Origin of the sequence: Pseudomonas rubra, assembly GCF_028656935.1 — a bacterium.
Classification (GTDB): Bacteria; Pseudomonadota; Gammaproteobacteria; order Pseudomonadales; family Pseudomonadaceae; genus Aquipseudomonas; species Aquipseudomonas rubra.
On the sequence record NZ_JAMDGZ010000012.1, the window covers coordinates 1 to 17127 of the forward strand.

The 17127-nt window shown below is 62.3% G+C and carries 14 protein-coding genes and 2 pseudogenes; 9 read left to right on the plus strand and 7 right to left on the minus strand.

The window, feature by feature from the left end:
* The first annotated feature begins 193 nt into the window (after window positions 1-193).
* Window positions 194-1072: a carboxylate/amino acid/amine transporter gene (locus tag M5G17_RS05015; protein ID WP_273891925.1), complete on the plus strand. Its 879-nt coding sequence runs from the start codon at window positions 194-196 to the stop codon at window positions 1070-1072.
* On the opposite strand, the gene M5G17_RS05020 is transcribed toward M5G17_RS05015, so the two are convergent.
* Complete coding sequence (locus M5G17_RS05020; RefSeq protein WP_273891926.1) at window positions 1013-2314, minus strand: mechanosensitive ion channel family protein; 1302 nt, start codon at window positions 2312-2314, stop codon at window positions 1013-1015. The genes M5G17_RS05015 and M5G17_RS05020 overlap by 60 nt on opposite strands.
* A 144-nt stretch (window positions 2315-2458) precedes the next feature.
* Here M5G17_RS05020 and M5G17_RS05025 point away from each other — a divergent pair, with 144 nt between their 5' ends.
* Entirely contained in the window at window positions 2459-3784 is a 1326-nt protein-coding gene (locus M5G17_RS05025) for a DEAD/DEAH box helicase (protein WP_273891927.1), read from the plus strand.
* A 90-nt stretch (window positions 3785-3874) separates the two neighbouring features.
* Here the strand turns inward: M5G17_RS05025 and M5G17_RS05030 are convergent, their stop codons facing one another.
* Window positions 3875-4144 (minus strand): hypothetical protein, encoded by a 270-nt coding sequence (locus M5G17_RS05030; protein WP_273891928.1) that lies wholly within the window; start codon window positions 4142-4144, stop codon window positions 3875-3877.
* 126 nt (window positions 4145-4270) lie between these two features.
* Here M5G17_RS05030 and M5G17_RS05035 point away from each other — a divergent pair, with 126 nt between their 5' ends.
* The 3 genes from M5G17_RS05035 to M5G17_RS05045 all read left to right on the plus strand — a co-directional run bounded on the left by M5G17_RS05035 (window position 4271) and on the right by M5G17_RS05045 (window position 6020).
* Window positions 4271-4663, plus strand: coding sequence for a transcriptional regulator (locus tag M5G17_RS05035; RefSeq protein WP_273891929.1), 393 nt, complete (start codon window positions 4271-4273; stop codon window positions 4661-4663).
* Between the two features lie 109 nt (window positions 4664-4772).
* A complete protein-coding gene (locus M5G17_RS05040) occupies window positions 4773-5699 on the plus strand; it encodes a DMT family transporter (RefSeq protein ID WP_273891930.1) in 927 nt (308 codons plus the stop codon).
* 195 nt (window positions 5700-5894) lie between these two features.
* Window positions 5895-6020 (plus strand): PA1414 family protein, encoded by a 126-nt coding sequence (locus M5G17_RS05045; RefSeq protein WP_267903244.1) that lies wholly within the window; start codon window positions 5895-5897, stop codon window positions 6018-6020.
* Window positions 6021-6074: 54 nt separating this feature from the next.
* On the opposite strand, the gene M5G17_RS05050 is transcribed toward M5G17_RS05045, so the two are convergent.
* Window positions 6075-7454, minus strand: coding sequence for a sodium:solute symporter family protein (locus tag M5G17_RS05050; RefSeq protein WP_273891931.1), 1380 nt, complete (start codon window positions 7452-7454; stop codon window positions 6075-6077).
* 145 nt (window positions 7455-7599) lie between these two features.
* A complete protein-coding gene (gene speB, locus M5G17_RS05055) occupies window positions 7600-8550 on the minus strand; it encodes an agmatinase (protein ID WP_130263667.1) in 951 nt (316 codons plus the stop codon).
* 221 nt (window positions 8551-8771) lie between these two features.
* Here speB and M5G17_RS05060 point away from each other — a divergent pair, with 221 nt between their 5' ends.
* The 4 genes and pseudogenes from M5G17_RS05060 (at window position 8772) to M5G17_RS05070 (ending at window position 12044) form a co-directional block, all read left to right on the plus strand.
* Entirely contained in the window at window positions 8772-9665 is an 894-nt protein-coding gene (locus tag M5G17_RS05060; protein WP_273891932.1) for a LysR family transcriptional regulator, read from the plus strand.
* Window positions 9666-9801: 136 nt separating this feature from the next.
* Window positions 9802-10225 (plus strand): annotated as a pseudogene (locus M5G17_RS27540) (PAS domain-containing protein); the annotation flags it as partial.
* A gap of 167 nt (window positions 10226-10392) precedes the next feature.
* A pseudogene (locus M5G17_RS27545) lies at window positions 10393-11366 on the plus strand (methyl-accepting chemotaxis protein); the annotation flags it as partial.
* A gap of 78 nt (window positions 11367-11444) precedes the next feature.
* Window positions 11445-12044, plus strand: coding sequence for a tRNA-uridine aminocarboxypropyltransferase (locus M5G17_RS05070; RefSeq protein WP_273891933.1), 600 nt, complete (start codon window positions 11445-11447; stop codon window positions 12042-12044).
* Between the two features lie 86 nt (window positions 12045-12130).
* On the opposite strand, the gene M5G17_RS05075 is transcribed toward M5G17_RS05070, so the two are convergent.
* From M5G17_RS05075 to M5G17_RS05085, 3 genes are read right to left on the minus strand one after another with little or no spacing between them, the layout of a single operon-like run.
* Window positions 12131-13486 (minus strand): HlyD family type I secretion periplasmic adaptor subunit, encoded by a 1356-nt coding sequence (locus M5G17_RS05075; protein ID WP_273891934.1) that lies wholly within the window; start codon window positions 13484-13486, stop codon window positions 12131-12133.
* Window positions 13487-13497: 11 nt separating this feature from the next.
* Window positions 13498-15654 carry a type I secretion system permease/ATPase gene (locus M5G17_RS05080; protein ID WP_273891935.1) on the minus strand — a complete coding sequence of 719 codons (2157 nt, stop codon included), beginning with the start codon at window positions 15652-15654 and terminating at the stop codon, window positions 13498-13500.
* A gap of 30 nt (window positions 15655-15684) precedes the next feature.
* Window positions 15685-17058 carry a TolC family outer membrane protein gene (locus tag M5G17_RS05085; RefSeq protein ID WP_273891936.1) on the minus strand — a complete coding sequence of 458 codons (1374 nt, stop codon included), beginning with the start codon at window positions 17056-17058 and terminating at the stop codon, window positions 15685-15687.
* Window positions 17059-17127 lie beyond the last annotated feature (69 nt).

Consider the following 17127-nt stretch of genomic DNA (forward strand, 5'->3'; position numbering starts at 1 on the left):
GTGCCATGGCCTGTAGGAGCGGCGTTGTCAGCCTTGGTGCATGGCGGGAATGCTTGTCGAGGCCACAAGCCGGCGGTCTACACGCAATCGCGAGATGTGTAGATACCGATGCCCATCGTGGGGCAAGCCCGCTCCCACTTGCTCCGCGATAAACGACCCGATATGGTCGGCGCCTTCACAGCAAGGGGCGCACATGGGCTATTTATTGATCGTCGCGCTGATCCAGGCGTTTTCCTTCAGCCTGATCGGCGAGTACCTGGCCGGCCATGTCGACAGCTATTTCGCTGTACTGGCGCGGGTGTTGCTCGCCGGGCTGGTATTCCTGCCGCTGACCCGCTGGCGCCAGGTCGAACCGCGCTTCATGCGCTCGATGCTGCTGATCGGCGCGCTGCAATACGGCATCACCTATGTCTGCCTGTACTTGAGCTTTCGCGTGCTGACGGTGCCGGAGGTGCTGCTGTTCACCATCCTCACGCCCTTGCACGTGACCTTGATCGAGGACGCGCTCAATCGGCGCTTCAATCCCTGGGCACTGGTCGCGGCGCTGGTGGCGGTTGCCGGTGCGGCGGTGATTCGTTTCGACAGCATCAGCCCGGACTTCTTCATGGGCTTTTTGCTGCTGCAACTGGCCAACTTCACCTATGCCGCCGGGCAGGTGCTGTACCGTCACCTGATCGCCCGTAACCCCAGCGACCTGCCGCATTACCGGCGCTTTGGCTATTTCTACCTGGGCGCCTTGCTGGTGGTGCTGCCGGCCTTTCTGCTGTTCGGCAACGCCCAGCACCTGCCGAGCACTGACGTGCAATGGCTGGTGCTGCTGTTCCTGGGCTTGTGCCCGACGGCGCTGGGCTTGTACTGGTGGAACAAGGGCGCCTGCCTGGTCTCAGGCGCAACCTTGGCGGTGATGAACAACCTGCATGTGCCGGTCGGCTTGCTGCTCAACCTGCTGATCTGGAACCAGCACGAGCCATTGGGCCGGTTGTTCATCGGCGGGGCAGTGATTCTGGCGTCGCTATGGCTCAGTCGTCTCGGCACTCAGCGCCCGCTGCTGGCTGGGCAAGGTCGAGGGTAACAGGCCTGCGCGCAGGTCGTTGCCGCTGGGTTGCTGGTACAGGCTCAGGCCAAACTCCGGCAACACCGCCAGCAGGTAATCGAAGATATCGCCCTGGATACGCTCGTACTCGGCCCACACCGTGGTGCGGGTAAAGCAGTAGATTTCCAGCGGCACGCCTTGGGCGGTGGTCTGCATCTGGCGGACCATGCAGGTCATGTTCGGCTGGATGTCCGGGTGGCTCTTGAGATAAGCCAGGGCGTAGGCGCGGAAGGTGCCGATGTTGGTCATGCGTCGACGGTTGGCGGACAGCTCGGCAACATTACCCTGGGCCTCGTTCCAGACCTTCAGCTCGCTGCGCTTGCGGGCGATGTAGTCGGTCAACAGGCGCACTTCACCCAGGCGCTGCTCCTCATCGTTGCGCAGGAAACGCACACCACCGGCATCGATGAACAGGCTGCGCTTGATCCGTCGCCCGCCCGATTGCTGCATGCCGCGCCAGTTCTTGAACGACTCGGACATCAAGCGCCAGGTGGGAATGGAGACGATGGTTTTGTCGAAGTTCTGCACCTTGACCGTGTGCAGGGTGATGTCCACCACATCGCCGTCGGCGCCCACCTGGGGCATCTCGATCCAGTCGCCGACCCGCAGCATGTCGTTGCTGGTCAGTTGCACGCTGGCGACGAACGACAGCAGGGTGTCCTTGTAGACCAGCAGGATGACCGCCGACATGGCACCCAGGCCAGAGAGCAGCAACAGCGGCGAGCGGTCGATCAAGGTGGCGACGATGACGATGGCGCCGAACACGAACAGAACCATCTTGGCCAGTTGCACATAGCCCTTGATCGAGCGGGTACGGGCATGTTCGGTGCGCGCGTAGATGTCCAGCAGGGCGTCGAGCAGGGCGCTCAGGGCCAGGGTCAGGAACAGGATGGTAAAGGCCAGGGCCACGTTGCCGAGGAAATGCTGGCTGGTGGCGCTCAGCTCCGGCACCAGCTTCAAGCCGAATTGCACCACCAGTGAAGGGGTGGTCTGGGCCAGACGCTGGAATACCTTGTTCTCGCGCAGGTCATTGACCCAGTGCAGGGCCGGCTGGCGTCCCAGCAGGCGCGCAGCATGCAGTACCAGAAAACGCGCTACGCGGCCGAGCACCAGGGCAATCACCAGCAGTACGCCAAGGCCGATACCGGCGTGCAGGACCGGGTGCTGATCGAGAGTGCCCCAGAGGTCCAGGGTGTTTTGCCACATCTGTTGAATGTCCATAACCGTGTCGAAAGGTGTCCGCAAGTCGAAAACAGGGCCATTAGAGCGCGGATCGGCAAGAAGTTGCCAAAAGAAATTCGGCGCCGACGCCGGAAAACGTTACCCTATGCAACTGAATTTTTTGCACATGCCCGAGGTACACCCGTGTTTTCCCAATTCGCCCTGCACGAACGCCTGCTCAAAGCCGTGGCCGAGCTGAAATTTGTCGAGCCGACGCCGGTGCAGGCAGCGGCCATTCCTCTGGCGTTGCAAGGGCGTGACCTGCGGGTAACGGCGCAAACCGGTAGCGGCAAGACCGCAGCCTTCGTTCTGCCGATGCTCAACCGCCTGGTTGACCTCAAGCAGAAGCGCGTGGAGATTCGCGCCCTGGTGCTGCTGCCCACCCGCGAGCTTGCACAGCAAACCCTCAAGGAAGTCGAGCGCTTCTCCCAGTTCACCTTCATCAAGGCCGGCCTGATCACTGGCGGTGAAGACTTCAAGGAACAGGCCGCGATGCTGCGCAAGGTGCCGGACGTGCTGATCGGCACCCCGGGCCGTCTGCTCGAGCAGCTCAATGCCGGCAACCTGCACCTGGAGCATGTCCAGGTGATCGTGCTCGACGAAGCCGACCGCATGCTCGACATGGGCTTTGCCGAAGACGTCGAGCGCCTGTGCAACGAATGCCCGAACCGCGAGCAGACCATGCTGTTCTCCGCCACCACCGGCGGTGCCGGCCTGCGCGACATGATCGGCAAGGTCCTGAAAACCCCTGAGCACCTGATGCTCAACAGCGTCAGCCAACTGGCCGAGGGCACCCGTCAGCAGATCATCACCGCTGACCACAACCAGCACAAAGAACAGATCGTGCAGTGGCTGCTGCAGAACGAGACCTACGACAAGGCGATCATCTTCACCAACACCCGGGTGATGGCTGACCGCATCTACGGGCACCTGGTGGCCAAGGACTACAAGGCGTTCGTGCTGCACGGCGACAAGGACCAGAAGGACCGCAAGCTGGCCATCGAGCGCCTCAAGCAAGGCGGCGCCAAGATCCTCGTGGCGACCGACGTCGCTGCCCGCGGCCTGGACGTCGATGGCCTGGACCTGGTGATCAACTTCGACATGCCGCGCAGCGGCGACGAGTACGTGCACCGCATTGGCCGTACCGGCCGCGCCGGTAACGAAGGCCTGGCAGTGTCGCTGATCTGCCACGGCGACTGGAACCTGATGTCGAGCATCGAGCGCTACCTGAAGCAGACCTTCGAACGCCGGGTGATCAAGGAAGTCAAAGGAACCTACAGCGGGCCGAAGAAGGTCAAGGCCTCGGGCAAGGCTGCTGGCGTGAAAAAGAAAAAGACTGACAAGAAGGGCGACAAGAAGGTAGTTGCCAAGCGCAAGCCAACGGCCAAGCCAAAACCTAATGCACCGCTGGCCAGCTCCGATGGCCTGGCGCCGCTCAAGCGTCGCAAGCCGGCGCCGGCTGCGGAGTAAGCGCCAGCCTCATCGCTGGCAAGCCAGCTCCCACAGGTTCTTTGCAGTCCTTGTGGGAGCTGGCTTGCCAGCGATAGTGTTATCCCGATTTCAAGTCCTCTTCTCAGCGGTCTTCAGTACCTGCAACCGCTTGTCGATCAGCTGACATTTGTCCGGCAAATCCTTGCTGGCACTCTCAAGCTTCATCCCGCGCAATTCATCGTTGATCTCCTTGGCTTTTTGCGGATTCTGCTCCGTCAGCTTGCTCACTTCTTTGGCCAGTTCTTCGCGTTTGTCCGTCGCTTCCTCCAGCGTGCAGGCCCAGCTGGGAAGGGCCAGCAACAGGCTGGCGGCGGCTGCAATGTTCAACAGGGTCTTCATCGGCAGGCTCCTGTGCAATCAAGGTGAGGTCTTGCGGTTGAGCCTGGCCAGGGCAGCAAAGTTCAGTCGAACCGCAGCCGCGCCCATCGGTCACAACCTTACCTACCCCTGATTGAGGTTACGCTGATGAGCACCTATGACTGGGACTTGATCGAACGCCTGCTGCACGAGGCGCAGAACAGCGCCGGGCACAGTTTCACCCCCAGACCCTATGCCGAGCAACATGCGGCCCAGCTCGCGGCGCAAGGCGCGTCGCCTGGCGATCTGGATCATCTGAAAACGCTGGCATGTGATTACGAAAAGATACTGTTTGAGCGCGGTTACATCGCTTCGCGGCCGGAAGATCAAGGCGGTAACGGTGAAAACTTTGTCCTTACTGAGCGCGGCTCGCGGCTGTTGAGCCTGCTCGACAGTAGCATTCCGGGCAACGAGCACCCACGCCAGGTACTGGATGAACAGATTGATCCTCTGGACCAGGCAACCTTCGATACAGTGGCGTGCAACGCGCAGATTGCCTGAATCAGGCAACACAAGGCTGGCATTGAGCGGTCGGAGCCGCTGATAATCGGCGCTGGATTCACTTCTGCCGAGAAACCGCCATGTCGTTGCCTGATACCGGGGGCGCCCGATGAGCGCCATCCGCCGCAATACCGATGCCTTTGCCTTGCAAGTGATGCTGGTGCTGTGCCTGATCTGGGGCATCCAGCAGGTCATGATCAAGTGGGCGGCGCCAGATATCGCCCCGGTGATGCAGCAGGCCATGCGTTCGGGCATGGCGGCGCTGCTAGTCGGCTTGTTGATGTGTTTTCGCGGCGGTTGGGACCAGGTTGCTAGCACCTGGCGCGGCGGCCTGTTGGCCGGGGCATTGTTTGGACTGGAGTTTCTGTTCATCGCTGAAGGTTTGAAACTGACCTCGGCGGCGCACATGTCGGTGTTTCTCTACACCGCGCCGGTATTTACCGCCCTGGGCCTGCACTTCATGCTGCCGAGCGAACGCTTGCGCCCCCTGCAATGGCTCGGCATTTTGCTGGCGTTCGGCGGCATTGCCTTTGCCTTTGCCGGTGGCGTCTCGCTGGAGCAGCTGGATGGGCGCATGTTGCTCGGTGATGCCTTTGGCGTGCTGGCGGGCCTGGCTTGGGGCGCGACCACCGTGGTGGTGCGCGCCTCGCGGCTGTCCGAGGCCCCGGCGACCTTGACCCTGTTCTACCAACTGGCAGTGGGTTTTATCGGCTTGCTGCTGATTGCTGTGGCCAGTGGCCAGGTCAGCCACGTGCAGTTCACCCCGCTGTCGATTGGCAGCTTGCTGTTCCAGGGCCTGATCGTGTCGTTCTTCAGCTACCTGACCTGGTTCTGGTTGCTGCGCCGTTACCTGGCGTCGAACCTGGCGGTGTTCTCTTTCATCACGCCCTTGTTCGGGGTGACCTTCGGTGTGCTGCTGCTCGGTGAGCCACTGAGCCTGAACTTCGTCCTCGGGGCAGTCCTGGTGTTGTTCGGGGTGACGCTGGTCAGCGCTGAGCAGTGGGTGCGCCGACGCCTGCGCAGCCTGCTCGGCTAGCCTGTGTGCGCAATCGATTTGTAACAAGGGGAAACAGTTACCCAGGCTACGGTAGTAGCGGTCAGTGCTTGATCACGATCAAACTTGGCTTTGGTTGTATGTTTTTGACATGCGCAATGTAAGACATCGGGCTATGATCTGTATGAAGCATCGCAGGATTTACTCGCCGTGCAGGCTGACCCGTAAGGGGGAGTTATGACAAACCATCTGTACAACTGGCTCCACGACCTGGCCGTCGCCCTGGGCCTGCTGCCGCCACCGCTACAGCCGGTGCCGATCCCCACCGACGAAGAACGGCGCAAGCGCCAGCCACGTCGCTAAAACAAAACGGCCGCCGCATCATGGCTGATGCGACGGCCGCGCTACTGCAGACGGTCAGGCCAGGTTGACGGCACCCGCCGGACGCCGGGACATCAGGCTGATCAGCACGAAGCTGACCAGGCCAATCGCCAAACTGTAGTAAATTGGCGTGTTGGCATCCATCCCATCCTTGATCATGAACACCAGGGCGGTGACGAAGCCCAAGGTCATGCTGGTGATCGCCGCGGCGGTGGTGGCGCGCTTCCAGTAGATGGCGCCAATCAGCGGAATCAGCATGCCACCCACCAACAGGTTGTAGGCCAGGGTCAGGGCGCTGATCACATCGTTGACCACCAGGGCGATAGCCAGTACGACCATGCCGGTCAGGCAGGTGAACAGGCGGTTGATGCCCAGGCTCGACTGCTTGCCCCCGCGCAGTTTTGGCAGCAAATCTTCGGTCAGTACCGTGGACGCTGCGAGCAAGCCGGCGCTGGCGGTGGACATCATCGCGGCCAGGGCTGCGGCCATCAGCAAACCACGAATACCGTCTGGCAAGGTCGATTTGATCACTGCAGCGAAGGCGTTGTTGGGGTTGCCCAGGTCAGGCATCAGCACATGGGCAGCCATGCCGATCAGCGCGCATGCCAGGCCGTAGAACACACAGTAGACACCGGCGGTGGTACCGGCGTACTTGGCGACTTTTTCGTCACGGGCAGTGAAGACCCGCTGCCAGATATCCTGGCCGATGAGGATGCCGAAGAAGTAGATCAGGAAGTAGGTGATGATGGTGTCCCAACCGATGGTGGTCAGGCTGAAGCTGGCTTCAGGCAGCTTGCTCACCAGTTCGTCCCAGCCCCCGACCTTGTACAGGCAGACCGGCAACAGGATGAACATCAAACCGACGGTCTTGATTACAAACTGCACGATATCGGTCAGGGTCAGCGACCACATGCCACCGATGGTCGAGTAGATCACCACCACGCCACCGCCGAGCAGGATCGAGATCCAGAACGGCAGGTCGAGCAGTACTTCAAGTACGGTACCGATGGCCAGGATCGAGGTCACGCCGATCATCAGCGCATACGCCAGCATGATCGCGGCACTGGCCTGGCGGGCCATGGGGTTGTAGCGGCGCTCAAGCACCTGGGTCACGGTAAAAATTCGCAGGCGCAGCAGCGGTTTGGCCAGGAACAGGTTCAGGGCAATGATGCCCATGCCCAAGGCTGCGCACAGCCAGAAACCGGAAATGCCGTGCACGTAGCCCAGGCGGACAGTGCCCACGGTGGAGGCTCCGCCCAGCACGGTGGTGGCCATTGTTCCCATGTACAGGACCGGGCCCAGGTTGCGCCCGGCCACCAGGTAATCTTCATGGGTTTTTGCCCGGCGCATGCCAAACCAGCCAAGCGCGAGCATGCCGGCGGCATAGATCAGAACAACGAATATGTCCAAGGCCATGGGTGTCTCCAATTATCTTTATTATGGTGAGATCGATCCCGGCGCCAGGCAGGCCTGACGCCGGGTCATTCATCTATTCAGCGAGCTGTCGTTGCAGCCCGGCTGTCATGGCTCCTGCCCTGTTGCAATTCCTGGTACACAACCGTTAGCGACGAACCACACCCGGCAGCGCACAGAGCATTTCGTAAAGCAGGTTGGCACCGAGCAGCGAAGTGTTGCCGGTGGTGTCATAGGGTGGCGAGACTTCCACCAGGTCGCAGCCGATCAGGTCCAGGCCCTGGCAACCACGGATGATTTCCATTGCTTGGATGGTGGTCAGGCCGCCGATTTCCGGGGTGCCGGTGCCGGGCGCCCAGGCCGGGTCGATACCGTCGATGTCGAAGCTCAGGTACACCGGGCCGCCGCCGACTTTCTCGCGCACTTCGGCCATCAACGGCGCCAGCGACTTGTGCCAGCATTCTTCAGCCTGAACCACACGGAAGCCCTGCTTGCGGCTCCAGTTGAAGTCTTCGGCGGTGTAGCCCTGGGCGCGCAGGCCGATCTGCACCACGCGGTCGCAGTCCAGCAGGCCTTCTTCGACGGCGCGGCGGAAGGTGGTGCCATGGGCGATCTTCTCGCCGAACATGTGATCGTTGACGTCAGCGTGGGCATCGATGTGCACCAGCCCGACCTTGCCGTGCTTCTTGTGGATCGCCCGCAGGATCGGCAGGGTGATGGTGTGGTCGCCGCCCATGGTCATGGGGATGACGTTGTGTTCCAGGATCTGGTCGTAGGCTTCTTCAATGATCCGCACGGCGTCGAGCAGGTTGAAGGTGTTGATGGCGACGTCGCCGATATCGGCAACCGACAACGAATCGAAGGGCGCAGCGCCAGTGGCCATGTTGTAAGGGCGGATCATCACCGATTCGGCGCGGATCTGCCGGGGGCCGAAGCGGGTCCCGGAGCGCAGCGAGGTGCCGATGTCCAGCGGGATACCAATGAACGCGGCATCCAGGCCTTCGGCGCTTTGCAGGTGGGGGAGACGGAGCATGGTGGCGATGCCGCCGAAGCGCGGCATTTCGTTGCCGCCCAGTGGTTGGTGCAGAATCTTGTCCACGGTCGGGCCTCATCGATTCGATTGTTCTAGTTGTTGGAACCTGTCTGGACGGCCCGGGGAGCCCCCGGAAATACCGTCAAGCAGGTGTATTGCGGCAGAGTCTGCAAAAGGTAGTGGATGAAAAGAATCGCTACAGGCAAATACTTAGTTCAGGTTTTTCTGAACTAATGCCGAGAGTGAGGTTAGACTCCGCCCATCTGTTGCCCTGCGGACCTGCTGATATGGCCTCTGCCTTGCCCGATTTGAAACTGCTGCGCATCTTCGTCAGCGTGGTGCGTCACCAGGGTTTCGCCAATGCCCAACGCGAGCTGAACCTGTCGACTTCGGCGATCAGTACCTACATGAGCCAGTTGGAGGCCGCGCTGGGCATTGTCCTGTGCCATCGTGGCCGCGGCGGGTTCAGCCTGACCAGCAAGGGTGAGTTGTTCCACCAGGAAACCTTGCGCCTGCTGGCGGAAATGGACGGATTCGAGCAGTACGCCGCCGCGCTCAAGGGCGAGCTGCGCGGGACCCTCAACCTGGGGGTGATCGACTCCACCGTCGGTGATCGGGCCTTGCCCCTGGCCGAGGCCATCGGTGCCTACAGCCAGGAGCATCCGGCGGTGCACCTGCACCTGTCGGTGTCGAGCCCTTACGAGTTGCAACTGGGCGTGCAGGACAATCGCCTGGACCTGGCCATCGGTGCCTTTTCCACACGCATGAGCGGCTTGGTCTACCAGCCGCTGTACCGCGAACAGCACTGGCTGTACTGCAGCAACCGCCACCCGCTATTCACTGAGCGGCGCATCCCCGAGCAGGTCATCACCCAGCAACGCATGGTCGGGCGCGGTTACTGGAGCCAGGCCGAGTTGGCCCGGCATGGTTTCAAGCACAGTGCGGCAACGGTGGAGAGTATGGAGGCGCAGTTGATCCTGGTGCTGTCGGGGGCCTACATCGGTTACCTGCCTGAGCACTACGCCCAGGCCTGGGCCGACAAGGGCGATCTACGGGTGCTATCGCCGGCGACGTTCGGTTATCAGGCGCCATTCTCGATGATCATTCGCCGTGGTCGCAGCCGCGAACCCCTGATTCAGACCTTCCGCGATCTGCTCAAGGCGCACCTCACTCCAGCCTGAACGAAGCGGCTGTTGAAAAATTTACTTCCGGCTGCAAAAAATCCTGAAAGGAACCACCTCTGCACCGTAATTGCTCTGCTACACCTGTACTGGATTGATGAAATTTCCCATCATTTCCTTAGCAGGGATCGCCCAGATGCGCATGAATTTGCCCGTCACTGAGCATGAAAGAACCTTTCCGAGCGAGCAGCGGCTGATTTCCACCACCGACCTCAACAGCCGCATCACCTATTGCAACGACGCCTTCGTCGCCATCAGCGGGTTTACCTACGAAGAATTGCTCGGTCAGCCGCACAACCTGGTGCGGCACCCGGACATGCCGCCGGCGGTGTTCGCTCATATGTGGGAAACCATCAAACAAGGCAAGCCCTGGATGGGCGTGGTGAAGAACCGTGCCAAGAACGGCGACTGCTATTGGGTCAGTGCCTACGTTACGGCGATTTACGAGGACGGTCGCATCAGCGGCTACGAGTCGGTGCGATCGGTGCCGAGCCGCGAACAGATCCGTCGGGCCGCCAGCCTTTATGCGCGGCTACGCCAGGGGCGCAGCCCGGTGTCGTTGGCGGCGCGGCTGGGCGCGACCCTGGAGCATGGCTGGCCATTGCTGGGCGCAGGCATCCTGTCGCTGGTCAGCTACCTGTGGTTGCCGCAGTACGCTGCCCTGGGGGTGCTGATGGCCAGCCTGCTCAGCGCCTGGTACCTGATCGAGGCGCGGCAGAACCGGGTGATTCGCCGCACCCTGGATGAGCACCCGAAAGCCTTCACCAGCCCGCTGGTGGCCCTGACCTATAGTGACAACAGCGGCCTGCAGGGCCAGTTGGACCTGGCCATGCTCAGCGAGGAGGCGCGCCTGCAAACCGCCCTGACCCGGCTGGTGGACGCAGGGGTGGGGGTTAAGGCCCGGGCGGCGCAATCATCGGACCTGTCGGGCGCCCAGGCGCAGATGCTCGACCGCCAACGCAGCGAAACCGATCAGTCGGCCACGGCGATCGCGCAAATGGCGGCAACCATCCAGCAAGTGACGCACAACGTGCAGAGTACTGCCACGGCCGCCAGTGATGCTGATCACCTGGCCCAGCAAGGCAGTGAACTGGCGCAGCAGAGCCTGCGCGCCATGGGCAGCATGGCTGACGCGGTCAACGACATCGGCCTAGCGGTCAATGCCCTGGCCGGCCAGACCCAGTCGATCGGTAGCGTGGTCGATGTCATCACCTCGATTGCCGAGCAGACCAACCTGCTGGCGCTCAATGCCGCGATCGAAGCGGCGCGGGCGGGGGAGCGGGCAGAGGTTTTGCGGTGGTTGCCGATGAAGTGCGCTCGCTGGCCCAGCGCACCCGCACCTCCACTGAAGAGATCCACCAGATCATTGCGTCATTGCGTGCCGGTGCCGAGCGGGCGGTGTCCAGTGCCAGCAAGGGCGAGCAGATTTCGCGCGACAGCGTTCACAGTGTCGAGGCGGTGCAGTCGGCGTTGGTGGGCATCACTCAGGCGGTCAGTCGCATCACCGGCATGAGCCAGCAGATGGCAACGGCCTCGGAAGAGCAGAGCCATGTCGCCGAGGACATCAACCAGCAGATCACCCGCATTGCCCAGTTGTGTGACCACAGTGCCGGCCAGGCCAAGCAGGGCGCCGAGATCAGTCAGGACCTGGAGCGCATGGCCGATTACCTGTACAGCCTGGCTGAACGTTTCAACCGCTGAAGCTTTTCGTCTCTCCCACAGGGAAGTGGGCTTTTTTCGGGACTGCTGTGGCACACTTTGCCCGCCCAGGAGAACCCGATGTCCAGAATCCACTGCGAGCGCTGCCTGCGCCCCCAAAGCCACTGCCTCTGCCCTATGATCCCGTCCCTGGATAGCCGCACCCGTGTGCTGTTACTGCAGCACCCCAGCGAAGTGCAACATGCCCTCAATACCGCCAAGCTGGCGGCGCTTGGCTTGCGCAACGCCCAGTTGCACGTGGGCGAAGTGTTCCAGGACCTGGCGCCGCTGCTGGAGCAACCGCAGTACCGCAGTGCCTTGCTGTTCCCCGGGGATCAGGCGCAGCCGCTGGTGGCCTATGCCGATGACCGTGATGAGCGGCCTTGGCAATTGGTGGTGCCTGACGGCACCTGGCGCAAGGCAAGCAAGTTGCTGCATTTGAATCCGTTGTTGGGCGCATTGCCGCGGGTGACCCTGGCCCAGGTGCTGCCGTCGCGCTATCGCTTGCGCAAGGCGCCGCAGCCAGGAGCGCTGTCGACCCTGGAGGCGGTGGTGCAGGCGTTGAATGTGCTGGAGGCGCCGCAGAACTTTGATGCGCTGTTAAAACCGTTCGAGGCGCTGATCGAGGGGCAGATCGCGGCGATGGGGCGTGAGACGTACGAGCGTAATCATTTGCGTTGATTTTTTAAGACTGCATCGCGGGGCAAGTCGGGTCGCCGCATCGCCGCTCCCACAGAGATCAGCAATAGACTGTGGGAGCGAACGCCTCAGCGTTCGCGCATCGCCTCGGTGCGCGCCTTGAGTACCGGCTTGAGCAGGTAATCGAGCACGCTTTTGTGCCCGGTGATGATATCCACCGTGGCGGTCATGCCCGGGATGATCAGCAGCGGCTTATTGTCCCCGCCCAGATGGTTTTTATCCGTGCGCACCTGGATCAGATAGAACGCGTTGCCCTTGTCGTCGGTGACGGTGTCGGCGCTGATCAATTCGAGTTTGGCCTTCAGCCCACCATAGATGGTGTAGTCATAAGCGCTGAACTTGACCATCGCCGATTGGCCGGGGTGCAGGAAGGCGACATCCTGCGGACGCACCTTGGCCTCGATCAACAGGTTGTCTTCCAGCGGCACGATCTCCAGCAGGTCGCTGCCGGGCTGGACCACGCCGCCGATGGTGTTGACCTTGAGCAGCTTGATGATCCCGTGCACTGGCGAAACCACCGTGGTGCGTGTCACCCGGTCATCGATGGCGATGCTCGAGGCGGTGATTTTCGACAGATCAGTGCGCTTCTCGTTGAGCTCCTTGGCGGCCTCCGAACGAAAACCGGCTTCGGCTTCTTCGATCTTGCTCTTGATCTCGGCCACAGCGGCTTCGGCACGAGGGATCGCCAGGCTGGTGGCATTGAGCTGGCCCCGGGCTTCCACTGTGCTGCGCTTGAGGCGCAGGATCTCCACCGGTGAAATCGCCCCGGTGCCAACCAGCGGCGTGGACATGTTCAGCTCCTGCTGCAGCAGGGCCAGGGCTGAACGGTACTGCTCGACCTTGGAGCGGAACTCGGCCAACTCCTGGGTTTTCTGCCGCAGCTGTTCATTGAAGGTCTGCTTCTCGCTGGACAGGCGCCGTTGCCGCGACTGGTACAGTGACAGCTCGTCTTCGGCTACCTGTGGTGCTTTGCTGCGTACTTCCTCGGAAAGCTGGAGCGGCCGGCCTTCGGCTTCGGCCGAGAGGCGTTCGACCTGGGCGCTGAGGGCAAAGCGGTCGGCTTCGCTCTCGCCCTTGTTGGACAGAAAACGAGTATCGTCCAGGCGCAGCAAGGTATCGCCCTTGTTCACCATCTGCCCTTCGCGCACGAAGATCTCGGTGACGATGCCGCCTTCAAGGTTCTGAATCACCTGGACCTTGCTCGACGGAATGGCCTTGCCTTCGCCCATGGTCACTTCATCGAGCACGGCGAGTTTGGCCCAGAGCAACGCCACCAGCAGCAAGGCGGCGGCCAGCCACACGGTAATGCGCGACAGGCGCGGGGAGTCCTGCAGGGTGGCACTGGCCACGTCGGGCATGAACTCGCGCTCGGCGGTTTTGCCGAAACTCTGGAAGTAACTGCGCAGACCTTGGCTTACGGACATGGATGGACCCCCTAGAGCGCCGCGCCGACGCGGCCTTTGCGCAGTGCATCGATGACCGCATCCTTCGGCCCGTCGGCAACGATCTTGCCGTTGTCCAGGACCAGCAGCCGGTCGACCAGGCTTAGCATCGAGGTGCGGTGGGTGACCAGCAACAGCGTCTTGCCCTGGATCCAGCCGTGCAGGCGCTGGCGCAGTTGGTCTTCGCTGCTGTTGTCCATGTGGCTGGTGGGTTCGTCGAGGATCATGATCGGCGGTTCGAGCAGCATGGCCCGAGCCAGCAGCACGGCCTGGCGCTGGCCGCCGGAAAGCAGCTGGCCGCGCTCGCCCACCGGCCGGTCGAAGCCCTGTGGGTGCTGCCGGGCCAGCTCGCTGACGCCCGTCAGCTCGGCGACTTCAAGCATGCGCGCGTCGCTGACATAGCGCGCGCCCAGGGTCAGGTTGTCACGCAGGCTGCCGGCCAGCAGCGGCAGGTCGTGAGCAACGTAGCCCAACTGATGGCGCAGGTCGGCGATGTCGAGCTGACGCAGGTCGAGGTTGTCGAGCAGGATCTGCCCTTCGTCCGGGGTATAGAAGCCCATCAGCAAGCGCGCCAGGGTGCTTTTGCCGGAGCCGCTGCGGCCGATGATGCCGATGCGTTCGCCCGGTTTGACGCTGAAACTGATGTCGTTGAGGGCTGAAGCGTTTTGCCCCTGGTAGCGAAAGCTGACGTGGCTGACGTCCAGGGCGCCCTGCAGTTGGGTGCGTTCCAGTGGTTGCTGACCGGCCTGGCGCTCCTGCGGCAGGGCCATCAGGGCGTCGGTGCTGCGCATGGTCAATTGTGCTTGCTGGTAGCGGGTGATCAGCCCGGCGATCTGCCCGAGCGGCGCCAGTACCCGGCTGCCAAGCATGTAGCTGGCGACTAGGGCGCCGACACTGAGGTTGCCGGCAATGATGCTGTACACCCCGGCGACGATGGTGGCCATGCCGCAGAATTGCTGGATGAACAGGGTGCCGTTGGTGGCCACGGCCGACAGGTTGCGGGCATGGGCGTCGAGACGGGTGAGGGCGCCGTGGGTGCTTTCCCACTGGTACTGGCGCTCGCTTTCAGCACTGCAGGCCTTGAGGGTTTCCAGGCCACCGAGGGTTTCGATCAGCAGCGCCTGACGCACTGCGCCCAGGGCCAGGCTTCTTTGCACGGTGTCGCGCAGGCGAATCTGGATGAACAAGGCAAAGATGATGGTCAGTGGAAAGGCGATCAGCGGGATGATCACCAGCCAACCGCCGAGCAGGCCAATGACCGCCAGCATCAGCACCACAAAGGGTAGGTCAATGATGCTGGTCAGCGTCACGGCGGTAAGAAACTCGCGCAGCCCCTGGAAGTCATGAATGCTCTGAGCGAATCCGCCGACGGTGGCGGGTCGGGCTTTCATCGACATGCCGGTGATGCGTTCAAACAAGGTGGCGGAGAGAATCAGGTCGGTTTTTTTCCCGGCCTGGTCGAGCAGGTGGGCGCGGACCACGCGCAGGGTCAACTCGAAAAAAGTGCCAACCAGCAGGCCGGCGCTCAGCACCCACAGGGTCGAGGTGGCCTGGTTGGGCACCACACGGTCGTAGGTCTGCATGACGAACAAGGGCACCATCAGCCCCAGCAGGTTAATAAGCAGGCTGGCGAGAATGGCGTCGCTGTACAGCCAGCGAGAGAGTTTCAGGGTGTCGCGAAACCAGGCATTGACCCGCGGCATCAAGGGCGCGCGCAGGTCTTCGAGTTCGTGGCGAGGGCGGGCGAACAGCGCTTCACCGGCGTAGGCATCGAGCAACTCTTCGCGGCTGACCCACTGTTCGCCGCCTTCGGCTTCACACGGCAGGATCAGCGCCCGACCGTCGTCACCCCAGCGGCGCAGCACCGCGCAGCGCCCGTCCTTGAACAGCAACAGCACGGGCAGGTTGAGCGCCGAGAGCGCGCCCAGTTCGCGCCGCAGTACCCGCGCCTGCAAGCCTGCCCGGGCTGCTGCACGGGGCAGCAGCTCATGGCTCAGGCGTTGATTGGGCAGGGGCAGGCCGGCACTCAGGCCGGCGCGGCTGACCGTGCAACCATGCAGCTTGCAGAGGATCAGCAAACCATCGAGTAACGGGTCATCGAAACTCTGGCGCGGATCGGCCGCCGAGCTCGCAGGTTGCATGCTGGTCACAGTCGCCTACTCCTGCAGCGGGGGAGGGGGTTAGCGCATATCGGGCAAGCGCGCCTCGCTCTTCACTTCGCTCTTGGCGATCGCCTCCGGCGGCAGCGAGATGCGCTGCTTGCTCAGCAGCTCACCCATGTTGGCCAGGACCCGGTACATGGAGAACTCTTCGGTGTAGCGCACCTCGGTGTAGCGGCGGTTGGCGTTGTACAGCTCGTTCTCACTGTCGAGCAGGTCGAGCAGGGTCCGTTGGCCGAGGCCGAACTGATCCTGGTAGGCCGCACGTACGCGGGTGGTGGTCTCGGCGTACTCGCGTGCCGCTGGCAATTGCACGCGGGCGTTGTTCATTGCGTTCCACGACAACGCCAGGTTCTCGTTGAGAGTGCGCAGGGCGTTGTTGCGGATGTCCATGGCCTGGTTGATCTTGTGCGCATCGGACTGCAGGCGGGCCTTGTCGCTGCCGCCGCGGAACAGGTTGTAGCTGAGCTCGACGCCAGCTTGCCAGTCGTTGTTGTCGTGGCCGACCTGGCCTGCGGTGTTGTTGTTGGCACCGGTGGCCAGCACGGCGTCCAGGCGTGGGTAGAACGGCGACTTGGCCACTTCGTATTGCTGCTCGGCGGCGTTGACGTCGGCCTGGGCCGATTTCAGGTAGGGGTTGTTGTCGAGCATGCCCTGGCGCGCAGCGCCCAGGTCTCCGGGTACTTCACCCTTGATGGTGGTCGGGGTTTCCAGCTCATCGGCCTGGCGGCCAACGACGCTGTAGAAGTTAGCCTCGGCATCGGCCAGGTCGACTTCGGCGGTGTACAGGTTGTTCTCCGCCAGGGCGCGACGGGCAGTCGACTGATCACGGTCGGCGTTGCTGCCAACCCCGCGCTCGCTGCGCAGGCCGATCTGGTCGTTGACCCGCAGGTGCGCTTGCAGGTTGTTCTTGGCCAGGGTTACCAGTTCACGACGCTTGAGTACCTCAAGGTAGACCTCGACGGTGCGCAGGGCGATGGACTCGGCGGTGGCCTGGGTGTAGTAGGCCCGGGAATTGACCACGGCCTCGGTGCGCCCGACTTCGTTGGGGGTATTGAAACCATCGAAGAGCATCTGCCGCAGGCGCAGGTCGGATTGGGTGTAGCTCAGCGTCTCTTTATTATGGTTGCGGCTGCCATCGGCGTTGAAGCCGCGGGTGTTGGTGTTGTCGGAGCGTTGCCGGCCGTAGCCGGCCACCAGGTCGACGGTCGGGAAGTAGCCCCCTCTGGCGAACTTCACGTCTTCATCGGCAGACAACCGGCTGTTTCTGCTGGCATTGATTTCCGGGTGTTGGTCCACGGCGCTTTGCACAGCCTCATTAAGTGACATCGCCTGGGCATTGGTACATGCCATGGCCAACAGAATTGCGCTGGTGATGGGGGTCAAAACGCGCATGGGGTACTTCTCCCTGAATTCTAATAATGGTCCTGCGATCGTCAAAAAAGTGACGAAAATTTGAGTGCA